Genomic DNA, 17,159 nt, shown 5'->3' with positions numbered 1-17,159 from the left:
TTCGCCCACGAGTATTTATACCACCGTGTCATGACCGGTGTTCACATAGGCCATAATATGCAGTACGGCCGTGATTTTGGCTCTCGAGACGCCCTCTTTCTCACCCTATCGCGGTCGCGCGACGATCCCCAGGTGGTCCGCATGGTAGGCCCCGAGGCGTTCCGACTCGAGGATTCCGTAGCCATCCGCGCTCTCAAGTTCGTCCCGTACTTCGGCGAAAATCTCGCTCGGATCACGCGTGACGTCCTCGCTGCGGGCTTTGACGGCGAGCAGGAGTCGGCCATCCTCGGCCAGGAACTGCTTGTTCTCGAGGGCGACGCGTGCCTGTCCGCGGGTCGCGACGTCCTGGATGAGGACGTCGACGTCGGATTCGACGACGTGCGCGTAGCTCTCGGGTTTCCGGGCGTCTTTGAGCAGCGGGAAGAGCCGTGGGCGTGAGTCAGCCGCCTCGAGCAAGTCCCGTGCGGGCCGGGCAGCGAACTCGACGGCGTACGTCGGGCCGGCGAAGTCCGCGACGTGGCTCACTGTCGTGCCGCTGGCCGCACCGAGGTAGAGGACTGTCTCTTCGTCGCCACCCTCGAGTCCGGTGTCCATCCCCAACTCGAGCATCGCGCCGAGTTTGGAGCGGTTCGGATTCCAGGCGCGCCACTCGCCATCGGTCGGCTCGCCATACACTGGTTCCCCGCGGGTTGCGAGTCGTTCCCTGCCGTCGATATCGCGGCGTTCGACACCCTCGGGAAGTACAGGCTCACTCATCGGACTCACCTCCCTCGGCACCGCTTTCACCTACTGTTCGGGCCTGAATCGTCTCGATTCGGTCGATGAGTTCGCCCTCGATTTCGGGCTTCAACTCGCCTGAGTAGTGGTCGACGCGGGCGGCGATGGTGAGTTTGCCCGCGACCGCTCGCGCCGCCGAGCCACGGTTTTCGGGGTGAGTGCCCCGAACGGCGTCGTGCATGTAGATAATCCCGTGTTTCGGCGAGGGTGCGTGCCCTCGAAGATGCGCGAACAGTGCGTCTTCCGCGCCAAGCACCTGCACCGTCCCGCTTGGCTTCTTCGCGAGTTCTTCGAGGCCGCCGGCCAGCGAGAGGAGTCGCGCGCCAAGTACGGGATCCGCGAGCGCGGTGAGATTCGGCGCGACGCTTGGCATCTGTTGTTCGACGTACTCGCGAACGTCGTCGGCTTCGTCTGCGAGAGCAACGATGCGCTCGGCCAGCGAGACGAGTCGCGCCTGTTCGGGCGGAACGTCGTCTCGAGCGGCCAGTTCCCGGGCGTACTCGATACCCGTTCCGGCCTCGCTGTCGACGCTGCCGCCCCACTCGGCGAGGCGCTCGGCGAGTTCGTTCGCGGTGCGCTCGCAGTCGTCCATCGTTCGGACCGCGTGGACGATCTGGCGGTCGTCCGCCCCTTCGCGCTCGCGAACAGTAGCGCGCGTTGCTGCCGTTGTCGCCGCTTTCAACTGCTCGTAGTACTCGTCCTCGTCGGCTGCAACACCCGACTCGAGGGCGTGTGCGGGCCAGTTCTCGGGGCTCGGACTCGAGCCATCTCGGACCGCCATCGCGGCGGCATCTCGGGCACTGTCGCTCGAGGGATCGCCATCAATCGCTGCGAACCAGCCCGCATCGGCGGGCGTCTGCTTGGTCATACCTCGGGTGTAGTCACCCGGCTGGTATATGCGTTCCCGAACGGAGAAGCGGTCGTGTCGATGGGTGGGTCAGCGACCGAACAGGCGCTCCCAGAGGGACCGCGAGGTCGGGCGCTCGGCCATAATCACCGAACTATCGACCTCGTTGACCACGTCGTAGGCGAGCGTGCCGCGGAACAGCCGCGAGAGCAGTCCGCGTTCGGTCGCACCGATAACGAGCAGTGTGTGCTCCTCGGCGGCGGCGGCGATTGCATCCTCTACGTCGCCGGAGGTGTCGATCCGGATCGACGCATCCTCGAGGTCGTGCTCGTCAGCCCATTCCTCGAGGAACGCTCGCCCTGCCTCGCCATCGGCGTCGGTGTCGACGACGTGCAAGAGCGTAATCTCGGAGCCGACCTGATCGCGCAGGTGGCGCGCCAGTTCGGCGCTCAGATCGGAGTCGGGACCGCCCGCAGTCGGAACCAGCACGCGCTCGGTCTCGAGGCCGCGGTCGTTGAACACGAGGAAGTCACACGGCAGGTCGTGTGCGAGTTCGTCGAACGCACCTTCGACGCGGCCGGCGGACCACGAACGGCCTGGTCCCCAGCCCATGACAACGGTGTCTGCGTTCTCACGGCGTGCAACGTCGAACACTTCCTCGACGGAGCGGTGTGAGACGACCGTTCGAATGTCGACCGGTACGTCCATCGTTTCCGTGCTCTCTTGGACTTGCGACATCAGTTTCTGGGACTCGGCGTCGATGCGCTGGATGTGTTCAGAGCCTTCCTGTAGCGGCGTCTGGTCGGGGACTTCCACGATGTGGACTGCCTGTACGCGGCCGTCGTTGGCTTTCGCGAGGACGCTTGCAAGCGAGAGCAGCGTTGACTCAGTTCGCGGGTTCGAAACGGGAACGACGACCGTGTACTCGTCGTTCCCCTCGGGTTTGACGGCGCTTGCCGCCGATACGGCAACATCCGGCATCTCTTCCGAGCGATCCAGAATGTAGGTGCCGAGGATTCCCGACAGTTCGGTTTCGGAGCGTGCGTACGCGAAGTACCAGATGACTGCAAAGACGACGAACGCGCCGGCGATGAGCGTCGGGGTGTTGTCCATGAAGTAGATCAGCGCAAGCGAGAGGATGAATCCCGCAATCGGCAGATACGGATAGAACGGCACCTCGAAATCAGGGTCGTACTCCGGCGGATTCGTCTCCCGGAAGACGATCAGCGAGGCGTTGATCAGCGCGTAGACGACCAGATGTAACACGCTCGCCGCACTCGAGAGAATTTCGACGGTTTCGCCGAGGCCGATGATGAAGACGATGATCATGGCACCGGTGACCGCAATCGAGCGGTACGGCGTCGCGAATTTCGGGTGAATCTCGTTGAGCGAATCCGTGACGATCTTGTCCCGGCCCATCGCGAAGTTGATCCGGGCTGATGCCAGAATCGAGGCGTTCGCACTCGAGGCGGTCGCAAGAAGCGCGGCGAGCGTGATCGAGGTAACCCCAACGCCAAGCAGTGGGAGTTCGAACCCAAAGATCGGGAGCTGGTAGTCGAAGACGATCTCCGCAGCGTAGGACATCGGCGCGTCTTCGACGGTATCGAGGAAGAAGTCCTCGTGGGGAATCAGGCCGAGCAGGATGGTGACGAGAATCGCGTAGATGGCCATCACGATAGCGACGCTGCCGATGATGGCGATTGGGAGGTTGCGGCCGGGGTTTTTGAGTTCCTCGCCGATTGTTGCGATTTTTGCATAGCCCAGATAGGAGACGAACACGAGGGCCGCGCCGGGGAGAATCTCGCCGACGCCTTCAGGTGCGTAGCCGTCCTCGGCGGCAACGGTGGCCCAGTCGAACGAGAAGAAGCCAACGATGGCGAAGATCGTGAGCAGGCCGAGCAGGATAGTCACAATCGCGGTTTGGATTCCGCCGGTCTCTTTCGCGCCGATGTAGTTGACGCCGACGAACACGGTGCCTGCGATGATGGCGCCAATCTGGATTTCGGTGAGTGCGAACGGACCGAGTGCAATCGTTGGGAGCAATGCGAGTTCGCCGATCCCAGGAACCGAGACCACGACGCCGTCTAGCATGTCGGCGAGGTAGCCACCGAATCCGATGCAGTAGAACGCCGAGGCGAACGCGAGTCCGATCCAGTCGCCCATTCCGGAAATCGAACCAAATAGTGGTCCGAGCGCTCGATTGATGTAGTAGTACGCGCCGCCGGCTTTCGGCATTGCCGTCCCGAGTTCGCTCACCGAGAAGGCGTTGATCATGGCGATCATGCCGCCGATAATGAACGAAATGACGACGACTGGTCCGGCCTCTTGGGCAGCGATACCGGGCAAGACGAAAATACCCGCCCCGATCATCGTCCCGATACCAATCGCGAGCGCCGAAACCAATCCAAGGTCTTTGGCGAGGTCTTCGTCGCTCATACTGTTCTCCATCCCGTCTGCTGACCTATTACTGACACTTGTGTCCCTTTCATACTAATATGGTAGACGATTGACTCACGGTTCGGTCTGTATATCAAACCGAAACGGGACCTCCCCCTTAACTGGTTTGTTTATCGCTCGAGAGAGTATTCTTCTCCACGACAGGTTTCAATTCGAATGTCTGGTGTAGGAGATAGGATTGGTTCCTGTCGGTGTTAGTGAACGAATTCGAGGAACCGTTTAGTCGCATCGCCGCTTCCCGAGATGATAAAGATGTCATCCTCCCGGATTTCAGATGCTGGGCCGAGATTGATCACCAACTCACCACCACACTCGGTGGTTCTACCTCGAGTGTCTCGTGGCCTATCGGAACAGCAAACAGCGAGAGGGCAAGAGATCCGTGGCTGCTATCGTGACGTGGAGAACGGCTTCCGGGGCGATCCCAATCCGTTGAGTACACCATTCACGGAAGGACCAATCTCTCGGGGTTGTCGAGGAAGAAGACCTCGATAACGCTTTCTAGGTGTTTAATGTTAAGTCGTATTAGACTGGTCGGTCGGTCGCGGGAGCACGATGACCGGAACGCTGTTCGTTGAGACGAGTTTCTTCGTCTTGTTTCCGGTCAAGAGCCGCGTGAAGGTCCCGCTTGGCCGCGGGATGAACGTGATCGCCGTCGCATCCCGTTCCTCGACGGCGGCGATGATTTCGTCAGTGATGTTCGTCGCGTAGCGAAGGTCAGTCACCAGGTCGTACTCAGTTTCTTCGAATGTGTCTTCGGCGATTGCGAAGATTTGCTGGGCCTGCTCTTGCCGCGCCTCGAGCGGTGCCTTGTCGGGTGCACCGCTGCCCTTCTCAATGATGTGGACGACGTAGAGCGTTGTCGCGTCGTCGTCAAAGTGCGAACAGATCGCGCCGCAGGTAGCGCGGGCGTCGTCTTCGTTTGCGACTGGGACGATCACTCGGTGGAGCAGCGAAGCGGGCATCCAATCACCCAGTCTGCTCCGTTTGCGAACGGTTCGGTGCTCGAGGTAGTACGGATTGTTCGATTCGATGCTCCTTGCCGAAGTTATTATAGTCCATATGATAGTATATGGGATAATGCAATAAATAGGTTTGCAAATTTCGAAATCAAAAAATATAGTTGAGATGAATTTTGAAACCCTATGGAAAGATCGATAGCAGCCAGTGGAGGAGCGCCAGTTAGAGCAAGCGTACGAACGATTCGACTCTCTCACATGAGAGTCAACAGATTTAAATTAGAGCCTAGGTCAGTAAGAGAGTATATGAACGCTCTTTCGAAATCGAAATTAGAATCGTGTTATTTACGGTTCTGTTCGATCCCTTGTCCTGGGGTGAGTGAACGTGTCTGATCAGGAACTCGCTCGAGACCTTGGTTTTCTCGAGGCGTACACGCTCGGGCTGGGAACGATGATCGGGGCGGGAATCTTTGTGCTTCCGGGTATCGTCGCCGAGAGCGCCGGCCCGGCGAGTATGGTTTCGTTCATGATCGGCGGCGTCGTTGCCCTGCTTGCGGCGCTCTCGTTGTCGGAGCTGGCGACAGGAATGCCTCGAGCCGGCGGCAGTTATTATTACATCAACCACGCACTGGGCAGTTTCTTCGGAACGATCGTCGGCTGGGGTATGTGGGCTGGCCTGATGTTCGCAACGGCGTTCTACATGCTCGGATTCGGCCAATACCTGCTGGACCAGCCTTCGGACGCGCTCGCGGTCGTGCTCGCTGGACTGGTGATGGCGTCGCTGCTTGTCGCCATCAACTACCGCGGAGTCAAGGAGACGGGATCGCTCCAGAACGTTATCGTGATCGTCCTCGTCGGGCTCATTCTCGCGTTCATCCTCATCGGGCTTCTGAACATCGACACCAGTCTGCTCGATCCGTTCGTCCGCGAGGGTGAAGGATGGCCCGTCGTTGCTGCGACTGCCGGCACCGTCTTCGTCACGTTCATCGGCTTCGAAGTGATCGCGACCAGCGCCGAGGAGATCAAAAATCCCGGTCGCAACCTCCCGCTGTCGATGATCGCCGCGGTCGTTACGCCGACGATCCTCTACGTGCTCGTCATGCTCGTAAGTACTGGAACCCTTCCAGTACCAGAGCTGGCCGCCTCGGACGTCCCGGTTGCCGACGTCGCCGCGACGGCAGCGAGCGCGTTTGGATCGCTGACGGTCGCCAACTACACTGTCGAGTTCGCTACCGTCGGCTCGGTCGTTATGATCACCGGCGCGATTCTGGCGACAATCTCGTCAGCGAACGCGTCCATCCTCTCGGCGGCCCGGGTCAACTTCGCGATGGGTCGGGACAAGATCCTGGCGAACTGGCTCAATCAGATCCACGAGCGGTATCGGACGCCGTATCGGGCGATCCTCACGACAGGCGTCGTCATCCTCGTGCTCATCGCGAGTCCGCTGCCGATCGACACGCTCGCTGATGTGGCGAGTTTCATGTTCCTCATTACGTACGCACTCGTCCATGTCGCCGTTGTCGTTCTACGGCGTGCGGATCCCGACGAGTACGAACCCGACTTTCGGATCCCGTCTGTCCTCTACCCAATCGTGCCGATCCTCGGCTTTATCGCCTGCCTGGCGGTCATGACCCAGATGACGCTGACGGTCCAGGTAATCGGCGCCGGCGTCGTTCTCGTCGGCGCGGGCTGGTACCAGTTCTACGCGAAGGACAGAGCTATCTCAACGACGCTCATCGGCGAGGCCGTTGCGCCCATTGAATCCGACATCCCCGAGAACAACGTCTACCGTGTCGTCGTTCCCGTTTCGAATCCCGAAACCGAACGAACGCTGATCAGGTACGCCGCGGCGAGCGCTGCGAGCCAGAATCGACCCGGCGAAATCGTCGCCGTCAACGTCCTCGAGGTGCCGCCCCAGACCTCACCTGCCCAGATCGAACTCGAGGAGGAACGCGTCGACAATCAGCAGACGTTGTTGGAGAACGCCCGCGACGTGGCCACGGATCTTGATGTCGGTGTGCGGACTCGCGCTATCGTCGGTCGGGACGCCGGCGACACGCTGCTGTCCGTTCTCGAAGAGGAGGATGCCGATCACGCGTTGCTCGGGTGGGCCGGCGAACGTCGCCGTCGCGACGTGCTCTTTGGGTCGACGATTGATCCGCTGCTCGAGCGGGCTCCCTGCGACGTGACGTTGGTCAAACAACCAACGGAATCGCCGGGGGACATCGTCACGCTCGCCGGCAGCGGACCGAACGCGCCACTCTCTGCACGACGCGCTCGAGAACTGTCTCGGGCGTTCCCCGAGAGTACGCTTACGCTGTTGAACGTTCAGGCCCCGCCGGACGACGACGGGATCGATCCAGCGGCTATCGGCGAGCAAGCAATTGAGGCCGTCGCAGACAACGCGGGACTTGAGGCTGGAGACTACGAGCCGCGCGTAATCATCGCTGGCGATGGTGAAGATGTCCGCGAGCGACTGATTAGCGAGGCTGCATCCTACGATACGGTCTGTGTCGGGGCGACGGGGACCAGCCCCGTTGCACAGGCGCTGTACGGAACGATTCCAGAACGAATCGTTGATGCGAGCGACGGGACAGTGTTGATGGCTCGTGGCGAACACCGTTCGCCGCGGACGCTCCGACAGGCCGTCGTCGCGCGTTTAGAGGGGTAAGTTGATGGACAAATATTGTAGACTTACAAGGTGGCAACCCGTGAAGAACAAACGATGCGTGTAGTCATCGTCGGGGCAGGCGAAGTCGGGCGCGCAATTGCACATAACCTCGAGGAGGCCCACGATGTCGTCGTCATTGACCGCGACTCGACTCTCGTCGAGGACCTCACCTACTCGCTCGACGTCCTTGCCCTTCAGGGCGATGGAACCGAACGCGAAACACTCGAGGAGGCAGGCGTCGACCGTGCGGACCTCGTTATCGCCTGTACGGACCACGACGAGGCAAACGTCGTCGTCTGTGGAACCGCAAAAACGATCAGCGACGCGTTTACGATCGCTCGCGTCAGGCAACGAACGCTGCTCGAGACCTGGGAAGGTTCACAGGGGGCGTTCGGTGTCGACTTCATGGTCTGTACGGATCTGCTGACCGCTCGAGCGATTACACGGATTACGGACTTGCCGGCAACACAGGATGTCGATACGTTTGTCGGCGGACTCGTCCGAATGGCGGAGTTCGAAATCGACGCCGAGAGCCCGGTTGCAGGGTCGACAGTCCACGAAGCCGACCAGTACGACTCGTTGACATTCGCCGGCGTCTTCCGCGGGGAGGAGATGATCGTCGCGACTGGCGATACCGTCCTCCAACCGGGAGATCGCGTCGTTGTCATCGGAAGTGCGAGTGCCGTGACCGAGTTTGCCAGAGATATCGTCCCGGCGACGGCAGACAACGGAAACGAGATCGTCATCGTCGGTGCCAGCGAAATCGGCTTTCAGGCGGCCCGCGAGTTCGAAGAACACGGGTACCAGCCACGGCTCATCGAGCAAGACTCCGACCGTGCCAGAACGGTCGCAGAGAAACTCCCGAATACGATGGTACTCGAGAGTGACGCGACCGATGTCGAGTTTCTCGCTCGAGAGCACATCGATGAGGCCGATCTGGTCATTTCGGCACTCGACGGCGACGAGAAGAATTTGTTGGTGTCGTTGCTCGCACGCCGACTCGGTGTCGGTCGAACCGTCGCCGTTATCGAGAACCTCGAGTATGCGGAACTGTTCGAAACCGTCGGCGTCGACGTGGCGATCAACCCACGAGAGGAAACTGCCGAAGAGATCGTTCGGTTTACGCGTGCCGACCACACGGAGAAAGTCGCCATGCTCGAGCACGACCGGGCAGAGGTCATCGAGTTCGAAGTGCACAACGAGAGCGTGCTTGCTGGAACGCCGATTGTTGAGGCCGTGACTGACCTTCCGGACGGCGTCGTCATCGGGGCGATTTCTCGACGAGGGAAACTCATCACGCCTCGTGGGGGAACCGTGGTTCAGCCAGGCGACCACATTGTCGTCTTCGTTGATGCAGCCGTTCTCGAGGACGTCATTGAGGCGATCTGAGTGCGACGACACTTACACGTCGACTGGCGGGCCGGGCTGAGCCTCGTCGGAACGCTACTGGCGTTGCTCTCGCTCGCGTTCGTCGTTCCGATTCTGGTTGCGCTCATCTATGGTGAAGCGGATCTGTGGGTGTTCATCAGTTCGATGGCCGTCACTGCCGGATTCGGTCTCCTCCTTCGGCAACTCGATTCGGAACCGAACCCGGGTGCTCGAGAAGCGTTTCTCGTCGTGGCGCTGACCTGGCTGTTTGCAGCCATTTTCGGCGCACTGCCGTATATCCTCGCGGGAAATGGGGCTATCGCTCATCCCATCAATGCGCTCTTCGAGAGTATGAGCGGCTTTACGACGACTGGCGCGACTGTGATGGATGACATTTCCTTCGACACCCACTCGCGGTCGATTATGATGTGGCGCCAGCTCACCCAGTGGCTCGGCGGCATGGGGATCATTGTCCTCGCAGTCGCGATTCTCTCGCAGATGGCCGTCGGTGGGGCGCAGTTGATGGAAGCTGAAACGCCGGGACCGGGCGTCTCGAAACTCACGCCGCATATCGCCGAAACCGCTCGCGTGCTCTGGATCGCCTACCTCGCGCTGACGGTGATATACATGGCGTTGCTGTACGGTCTCCATCTGCTTGGCTACGCGCCGAATATGGACCTCTACAACGCCATCGCGCACGGCTTTACAACCCTTCCAACAGGCGGGTTCTCGCCGGAGGCACGCAGCATGGAAGCGTTCTCACCGATAGTGCAGTGGCTCGTGATTCCGTTCATGTTCGCCGCGGGCGTCAACTTCGTTCTCTGGTGGCACGTCATCTCCGGCGATGCGCGAACGCTCTTGCGAGACAACGAGTTCCGACTCTATCTCGGAGCGACCTCCGTGCTGACCATCATCACGACCGTTGTCCTGTTTGTCTCCGCTCTCGAGACGCCTGAGACTGGACAGATTGGCGGCAACCTCGAGCGGTCTGCACGATACGCGGCGTTTCAGATCGCGTCGCTGATCAACTCGACAGGGTACGCAAACATGGACTTCGATGCCTGGAGTGGCCCTGCGAAGGGGCTGTTGTTGTTTGCGATGTTTATCGGCGGCTCGGCGGGATCGACCGGCGGCGGGATCAAGATCCTCCGCTGGCTGGTGATCCTCAAGTCACTCCGGCGTGAGATGTTTACGTCGATTCATCCCGAGGCAGTTCGACCGGTTCGGATGAACGGACACGTCCTCGATGAAGATGCAATTCGTGGAATTTACGCGTTCACGCTGTTGTACTTCGTGATCTTCTTCGTTGGCGTTGGACTATTCGCTGCGGACGCCGCACGGGTCGGACTCGACCTCGAGTTACTGGACGTGATCAGCGCATCGATTGCGACACTTGGAAATATCGGACCGGGACTCGGTGAAGTCACCGGTCCGATGGGTGGCTACGGTGAGTTCCCGGTGACCTCAAAGCTTCTCATGATTGGTCTCATGTGGATTGGCCGGCTCGAACTCTTCCCGGTGCTCGTGTTGCTGACAAAAGCCTACTGGACGGACTGAGTGCCGTCTTCGTCGCTCGTTTCACCAAACTGTCGTCCGACCAAGTGCCAAAAAGAGAGTTGAATCGCTCGAGTCGCAGTTAGACGCCGAACGTGGCCCGAAGCATATCCCGCGTTCCGGGGCCGAGCCCGACGGCGACGACGGTAATCATGAGCAAGATTGCATATCGCGGGCTATCCTCGAAGACCTCCTCGTTGAAGATCCAGATGACGACGACAGCAGCCGCGAGCTTGACGAACAGGAACGGCCACGCTTCACCGGTGATGTCGACGATTTCCGGTGGCAGAGCCGAGCCCGTAATGTCGACGATTGCCGCGTTGACCGGATGCTTGGGAACGAGGTTGTTCGCATGTCCGAACGCAACTGCCCAATCGAGGCCAATCACGTTCGCGACCCCGTCGACGGCGTGTGCCCAGATAACGACGAATCCCATGAACTGCGTCCCGCGGTTGAGGCCGGGCGCGAATGTGACGATTAGGTACCAGACGATCACCGTCGAGAGCGTCGCCCCGACGAGTGTCGTCAACAGCAGGTACGGGTAGAAGGTTGCGTACTCGTGGACGGCAGCGAGGTAGCCGAGGTAGCCAACCGTCACTGTGAGCAACACTGTGCCAATCCCAAACAGCGGGTACTCATAGCCAGAGACGTACTCCTCGCGCTCGAGCCAGACCGAGACGGTGACGGCGATTGCCGCGATGATGAAGACGACGAAGTAGATCAGCGGGCTGATCAGGAAGCCAGACCACGGGAGTTCGATTGCGAGATCACCTGTGGCACGGTAGGCCGCGACGTTTGCATCTTCGACGACGCGGAGTGCTCCGCCAAAGAGCATGAACGGGAACAGCCCGTAGAAGCCGGCACGGTAGCGCTCGATTCCGAGACGCTTGATGAGGAAGATGATCCCGATAACACCGAGGATCAGCGTCGGGATGTACCCCGCATAGGAGACAAACGTGTAGCCGGGCTCGGCGAACGGTCCGTCGTCGGGACCGGCCTCGGCGGCGTTGATCTGTTCGCCGCCAGCCCAGGCGACTTCGCCCCAGCCATGGGCGTCTGCGACGACCGGTCCCCAGTAATACTGCCAGATGAGATCGACGTACACTCGATCTGGGAATGCAGCCGCTGCAAGCGTTACTCCCACAACGAGCACGAGGACGGCGGCGGCCCAGACACGCTCCGGGCCGTACCGCTCGATATACTCGTACATGATCGATAGGCGGAACGGTGGCTGCTTACCGTTTCCGGTTTCCTGCAGTTTTCGAGACTACGTTGTCGATTCGATTTCCTGCGCTGCTTCGAGTACGTCCTCGTGAATCGCGCCGTTCGAGGCCACTAAGCCGTGGCTATCGTGTTGCCAGCGCTCGCCCTCGAGATCGGTCACGCGGCCGCCCGCTTCCCGAATCAAGGCCACGCCTGCGACCGTATCCCACGGGTTCGCCTGCTTGTTCGTGACGACGCCTTCGAGTGCGCCCGCCGCGAGGAGGCCAAGCTCGAGTTGGGCACAGCCGTAGCGCCGGATATCGCCGAAGCGTTCGACGAGCGCGCGCGTTGCGGCGGCGTACTCGTCGCGGTCGTCGAAGTTCCACCAGAAGGTCGGACAGACGTGGGCAGCCTCCGGGTCCGTACAGTCACTCACTGCAAGCGAGTCACCGTTTCGGAACACGCCTTCGGGACCCACTCGATACGTATCGGACAGCGCCGGACAGACCGTCGCCGCCGCGACCGGTTCGGCGTCGACGACGGCTGCGACGGCCGTTCCAAACGCTCGCACGCCGTCGACGTAGTTGTTCGTGCCGTCGATGGGGTCGACGATCCAGGCCGGTCCCTCTGCGGGCACCTGCTTCAGTGCATCTTCTTCCTCACCGACGACCGGATCGTCCGGGAACGTCTCGCCGAGAATCTCGATGACGCGCTCCTGTGCATCCCGGTCGCTCTGGGTGACGACGTCCGTTTTCCCGTCTTTGTAGTCGATATCCAACTCGCCCCGGAATGAGTCGAGTGCGATTTCGGCACCCGCTTCGGCCGCCTCGAGTGCGACGGTCGCCCGTCGCGTCGCGTCGTCGTGTTCGCTCATGGCACAACTGCGAGTCCGGGGCGAAAAGACCTAGCGATTCGCGATGTGAACGGTTAGCACGCATACTCGAGACGCGCATCATGCTCGAGGTCGCCAGTCGGCCCGTCGGCGTCGACCGGCTGCTCGAGTTTGTAGACGGTCACTGATTCGGCTGACTCGCCGTCCGCCGCCACCTGCTCGCAATAGTACGCAGCCAATGGCTCGTACTGTGATGCGGGCGCATAGCGCAGTTCCGAGCCGTAGCGTTTCCAGAGCACGGACGGGTCCCGGTCGGCGGCGTCCGGTGGTCGATCGATCGCACCCGACTCGTCGGTGAGTGTTCCAACCGTCTCGCCGGATTCGAGGTCTGCCTCCCAGGCGTACCACCAGTAGCCCTCCGGTGGATTCGGCGCGAAAAACGCCCAGCTTGCGCCCTCGATATCGTCGTCGATTGCTGCCGTAACAGGTTCCGGCGTCTCGAGAAAGCCAAGCGCAATTGCCTGCCAGCCCACCACGGCGACGAGTCCACAGACGAGCGCCATGGCCACAGCGATACGCCCGGTGCGACGGAGTGTTGCTGGCACGTGCTCTGCAATCGTCGGTTTCGCCGTCGTCGGTGTGGACTCGAGCGCGCGATAGCGCGCCGGAACGTGTGCCTCGAGTGTGTCCTCGAAGCGGTCCCAGACGTCCGGTGGAAGATACAACAGCAGGATGGCGACCATCACGAACGGGAACGCGCCGAGACGCATCGTCACGCCGAGCCCGAGTTGGGCACCGATGAACGCGCCCGCGAGCGCGAGGCGAAGCCGCCCTGTGGTCAGTAGCAGCAGCGGTGAGACAGTTAAAAGCGCGACCCAGGCCCAGTTTGCCGCCGTGAGCAGCGCCGAGAAGTCTGTGAGGAACGGACCGAGGAGGACAACGTACTGCTCGAGATGGAAAATCCGCTGGACAGCGGTGCCGGTCATCCACGCCTCACTGCGGAACTTGAGAATCCCATTTACTGCGTAGATGCCGACGAAATGGACGAGGATGACTGCGGTTGCGACGGTACAGATGCGGCTACTCTCAGGCTCGGTTTGCCGGTCTCCGCGCCGACAGGCGTCCACCGACCAACGAGCCCCAAGCGGAAGGAAAAGGCCCAGCAGCAACACAGAGAGCATGATCGTATCGCCGCCGTTGAGCACGTACGGGTTGCGCGCGAACACCGACGCGAGCAAGACCGCAGAAATTGCCGTCGCGAGGCGGGTTCGATACCCCACCAGCAAACAGCCAGCCGCGACTGCGGCTATTCCGATTAGCAGCCCTTGCACCCAGAGCGACCCCGACAGCGCGTGCAGTGACAGCGCCTCGAACGTCGGAAACGACTGCGCGAGCGCATCTCGAGGCAACGTTCCCTGATCAGTGTAGAACGTCCGCAGTCCGGGCAGTCGAATCAACAGTAAATCCGCGAGGACGATTGCCCCGAGTGCAATGCGGAACGCAGCGAGGGCGCGCAGGTCGATTCCGAGACGGGCGCGGACGGCAGACCGGAGTGAGTGAGCCGCCGCTCGAGCGGGAGTCGGCGGTGTTTCATTTGCAGTGTCTGCTTGCCCAGCCGTCATGTGAACCTACGTCCAGCGTATTCGCGTTGCTGGCGGCGTTCTCACTGTCTGAGTATATGTTTTCTCCTCGAGTGGCGAGCCTCTGACTATGGGGTTGTGCTGTGAGAATTTGCGAGGGAAGATCGCATCGTGCTGATCTTCCGCATCTTTGACGGCGTGGTTTCGCCGTATACGATGCGAGGGGAGGGAATCGAACTACCTCCGGGAACCTGCGCGAAGCGCAGAACCCCGGCGTCATTCGATCCCTCCGTGCATTTTCGTTCGGCGCGGTATGCGCCTCACTGCAATGCGAGGGGAGGGAATCGAACCCACGAACGTCTACACGAGCGGATCTTGAGTCCGCCGCCGTTGGCCGCTTGGCTACCCTCGCACGCGAGTAGTGATTGGAGGTAATTGCTTGAATACTCTGCGATTTTCCGTCGGGTCCGTCACCGGTTACGCCGACGAAACACGCTGCCACACTCGAGTCCTGTGCGCTCGTAGCGCCGGTCACAGTTGAGACACTGATAGTCGCCCGCGATGTGTTCGTACAGGCGCTCGCCACACGTTCGACAGTTGCCGTCGGGATGGTGCATTCACTCGAGGACCGAGTGCGCGCTGGCGTAGTGGTTGCCCTGCACTGGTGCTCGCGTTATATACTCCTCAAGCGGCGAGCGCCACGATTCGGCCAGACAGCGAACAGTATACCCGTCAGGCACCACAACGGTCAGGTATGGACGACCACACCAGCGACCCAAGCGTCAACCCACCACCGCGGGGGCAGACGCCCGCAGGGTGGCTCGAGGCTGACGAGCGCTGGACACACGCAACACTCCGACAGGCAATCGTCCACGGCGTCAGGCTGTTTAACGACGGCGCATACCACGAGAGCCACGACTGCTTCGAACTCGAGTGGTACAATTATGGCCGCGGCAGCGAGGAAAGCGCCTTCCTCCATGGCATGGTCCAGGTCGCCGCGGGCGCGTACAAACGGGTCGACTTCGAGAATAGCGCGGAACGAAGTTCCGCGGACCGTCCGAGCGGGCAACGCCCGCGAGGAGACGACGCCGGCATGCGCTCGCTGTTCGAAACAGCCTTGCAGTACTTTCAGGGCGTACCCACGGACTACTACGGCGTCGACGTTCTCGAGGTTCGCACGACACTCACGAACGCCCTCGAAGAACCCGAACGCGTCGACGGGTGGCAGATTCCACTCGATGGCGAGCGCCCCACAGCTCGCTCAGTCGACTACGACTACATTCACGCACTCGAGGAGTGAGCATCTCGCTGCCCAATTCGTGCGAGACATCAACACACAACCTTTCCTGACGGTGTGAGAAACCGAACGGCCTTTTGCGTCGCAGGCCGTTGTGCTGTCTATGAAAGTTGCACAGCTCGGGTCAGGAACGCCGGAACTCGCGGTCGTCGCTGGCATTCACGGCGACGAACCCTGTGGCGTTCGCGCCGTCAAGCGGCTGTTAGACGAACGGCCAACTGTCGAACGACCGGTCAAACTCGTCATTGCAAACGAGAAAGCCCTCGAGCGACAGGTCCGGTTCGTCGACGAAGACTTGAATCGTGCGTTCCCGGGCGATCCCACTGCACAGACACACGAAGGTGAGCTTGCACATCGACTCGTCGAAGAACTCGAGGGCTGTCACACGTTTTCGATGCACTCAACGCAGAGTCACGCCGAGCCCTTTGCCATCGTCAACGGGGTCAGCCAGACTGCGAAACGGATCGTCCCGCAGCTTCCGGTTGCGGCGATGGTCGAAACCAGTGACTTCGCCGAAGGCCGACTCTTCACTGAAATCAACACCATCGAAGTCGAGTGTGGCTTGCAAGGCTCGGAGACGGCCGCCCAGAACGCGGACCGACTCACTCGAGCGTTCCTGACGGCGGTCGGTGCACTTCCCGGTGATACGATGCGGCGCGATCTGCCCGTGTTTCGGCTGACCGATGTGATCCGCAAAGCCGACGCTGACACGTACGAAGTGTTCGTTGACAACTTCGCTAAGGTCGCCCCCGGCGATCCGTTCGCTGCAGCCGACGGCGAGAAACAGGTCGCCCAGGAGGCGTTTTACCCCATTCTCATGTCCTCACACGGCTACAGCGAGGTCTTTGGCTATGCCGCCGAGAAACTCGAGGTTCTGACGTCGCCAACAGCGGCTGACTGAGCTGACCCACTAATTTGTCTCCGAGATACGCACAAGTTTCCCCGCGTGGGGAGCATTGATAGGCAGACGATTCCTTCTCGTGTATAATGACTGCAACACTGCAGCTCTCACTGTTCGTCGGAATGGTGGCGGAGCTGTTCCCCAATGGGGTGAGCCACTACGCGATCGGTGGCCTGCTGGTTGGACTGGGAACCGCCGTTATCTATTTCGGCACAGGTATCGCCGCTGGCGCAAGTACGTTCCTCGAGTCGACACTCTCGTACGGCTCGAGTCTTTCGCGCTTCCAACAGTATCGTCCCTCGCGTGACTGGCGCGTCGTCTTTACGCTCGGCATCGTCGCCGGTGCGGCCGTCTATGCGCTGACCTTCCAGTCTGGACTTGTCTCGAGCGGACTCCACCAGTCCGCCACGACGGGGCAACTGTACGATGTCGGCGGAATCACGCTCTGGTTGACCGACGTCGATCCCTGGCGGCTGTTCCTCGGCGGAATTCTGATCGGAATCGGCACCCGCGTCGGGAAGGGCTGTACCTCCGGCCACGGCGTCTGTGGCGTCGGCTCGGCCTCGAGTGCGTCGTTCGTCGGCGTTGCGACCTTCCTGTTGGTGGCAATCGGCGTCGCCCAACTGGTTGCAGCACTGGGGGTGAGTCCATGAGCGGGATTCGAGCCGCGCGAGAATCCCGGCACAGCGAGCGGGGAGTGAACGCGAGAATGAGCG

General features: G+C 61.0%; 14 protein-coding genes and 1 tRNA gene. 6 read left to right on the top strand and 9 right to left on the bottom strand.

Annotated elements, in window-relative coordinates; all coding sequences use genetic code 11:
- Positions 1 to 105: 105 nt before the first annotated feature.
- From G6M89_RS10370 to G6M89_RS10355, 4 genes are all read right to left on the bottom strand, one after another.
- Positions 106 to 756: a fibrillarin-like rRNA/tRNA 2'-O-methyltransferase gene (locus G6M89_RS10370; RefSeq protein WP_165161715.1), complete on the bottom strand. Its 651-nt coding sequence runs from the start codon at positions 754 to 756 to the stop codon at positions 106 to 108.
- The gene (locus G6M89_RS10365) at positions 749 to 1,645 is read right to left on the bottom strand and encodes an NOP5/NOP56 family protein (RefSeq protein ID WP_165161714.1); all 897 of its coding nucleotides are present in this window, start codon (positions 1,643 to 1,645) and stop codon (positions 749 to 751) included. Before G6M89_RS10365 ends, G6M89_RS10370 begins: the two co-directional genes overlap by 8 nt.
- 69 nt (positions 1,646 to 1,714) lie before the next feature.
- The gene (locus G6M89_RS10360; RefSeq protein WP_165161713.1) at positions 1,715 to 4,060 is read right to left on the bottom strand and encodes an amino acid permease; all 2,346 of its coding nucleotides are present in this window, start codon (positions 4,058 to 4,060) and stop codon (positions 1,715 to 1,717) included.
- A gap of 533 nt (positions 4,061 to 4,593) precedes the next feature.
- A complete protein-coding gene (locus G6M89_RS10355) occupies positions 4,594 to 5,043 on the bottom strand; it encodes a universal stress protein (protein ID WP_165161712.1) in 450 nt (149 codons plus the stop codon).
- Between the two features lie 379 nt (positions 5,044 to 5,422).
- On the opposite strand from G6M89_RS10355, the gene G6M89_RS10350 reads away from it, so the two are divergent.
- The 3 genes from G6M89_RS10350 to G6M89_RS10340 are packed head-to-tail and all read left to right on the top strand — an operon-like array spanning position 5,423 to position 10,633.
- Positions 5,423 to 7,708 carry an amino acid permease gene (locus G6M89_RS10350; RefSeq protein WP_165161711.1) on the top strand — a complete coding sequence of 762 codons (2,286 nt, stop codon included), beginning with the start codon at positions 5,423 to 5,425 and terminating at the stop codon, positions 7,706 to 7,708.
- 54 nt (positions 7,709 to 7,762) lie between these two features.
- Complete coding sequence (gene trkA, locus G6M89_RS10345; protein ID WP_165161710.1) at positions 7,763 to 9,097, top strand: Trk system potassium transporter TrkA; 1,335 nt, start codon at positions 7,763 to 7,765, stop codon at positions 9,095 to 9,097.
- Positions 9,098 to 10,633: a TrkH family potassium uptake protein gene (locus G6M89_RS10340; protein ID WP_165161709.1), complete on the top strand. Its 1,536-nt coding sequence runs from the start codon at positions 9,098 to 9,100 to the stop codon at positions 10,631 to 10,633. It abuts the gene before it with no gap.
- 79 nt (positions 10,634 to 10,712) lie between these two features.
- On the opposite strand, the gene G6M89_RS10335 is transcribed toward G6M89_RS10340, so the two are convergent.
- From G6M89_RS10335 to G6M89_RS10315, 5 genes are all read right to left on the bottom strand, one after another.
- Positions 10,713 to 11,840, bottom strand: coding sequence for a DUF63 family protein (locus G6M89_RS10335; protein WP_165161708.1), 1,128 nt, complete (start codon positions 11,838 to 11,840; stop codon positions 10,713 to 10,715).
- Between the two features lie 57 nt (positions 11,841 to 11,897).
- Entirely contained in the window at positions 11,898 to 12,707 is an 810-nt protein-coding gene (locus tag G6M89_RS10330; RefSeq protein WP_165161707.1) for an inositol monophosphatase, read from the bottom strand.
- A 53-nt stretch (positions 12,708 to 12,760) separates the two neighbouring features.
- Positions 12,761 to 14,287, bottom strand: coding sequence for an HTTM domain-containing protein (locus G6M89_RS10325; RefSeq protein ID WP_165161706.1), 1,527 nt, complete (start codon positions 14,285 to 14,287; stop codon positions 12,761 to 12,763).
- Positions 14,288 to 14,574: 287 nt separating this feature from the next.
- Positions 14,575 to 14,657: transfer RNA gene (locus G6M89_RS10320), tRNA-Leu, on the bottom strand.
- A gap of 58 nt (positions 14,658 to 14,715) precedes the next feature.
- On the bottom strand, positions 14,716 to 14,862 hold the full coding sequence (locus tag G6M89_RS10315; protein ID WP_165161705.1) for a hypothetical protein: 147 nt from the start codon (positions 14,860 to 14,862) through the stop codon (positions 14,716 to 14,718).
- Between the two features lie 137 nt (positions 14,863 to 14,999).
- On the opposite strand from G6M89_RS10315, the gene G6M89_RS10310 reads away from it, so the two are divergent.
- The 3 genes from G6M89_RS10310 to G6M89_RS10300 all read left to right on the top strand — a co-directional run bounded on the left by G6M89_RS10310 (position 15,000) and on the right by G6M89_RS10300 (position 17,096).
- Complete coding sequence (locus G6M89_RS10310) at positions 15,000 to 15,545, top strand: DUF309 domain-containing protein (protein ID WP_165161704.1); 546 nt, start codon at positions 15,000 to 15,002, stop codon at positions 15,543 to 15,545.
- A gap of 100 nt (positions 15,546 to 15,645) precedes the next feature.
- Positions 15,646 to 16,443 carry a succinylglutamate desuccinylase/aspartoacylase family protein gene (locus tag G6M89_RS10305; RefSeq protein WP_165161703.1) on the top strand — a complete coding sequence of 266 codons (798 nt, stop codon included), beginning with the start codon at positions 15,646 to 15,648 and terminating at the stop codon, positions 16,441 to 16,443.
- An 86-nt stretch (positions 16,444 to 16,529) separates the two neighbouring features.
- Complete coding sequence (locus G6M89_RS10300; RefSeq protein WP_165161702.1) at positions 16,530 to 17,096, top strand: YeeE/YedE family protein; 567 nt, start codon at positions 16,530 to 16,532, stop codon at positions 17,094 to 17,096.
- The last annotated feature ends 63 nt before the right edge of the window (positions 17,097 to 17,159 follow it).

This window comes from Natronolimnobius sp. AArcel1 (genome assembly GCF_011043775.1).
Lineage (GTDB): Archaea > Halobacteriota > Halobacteria > Halobacteriales > Natrialbaceae > Natronolimnobius.
The sequence above is the reverse complement of the archived record's forward strand: the minus strand, read 5'-3'. Positions and strand labels throughout refer to the sequence as shown.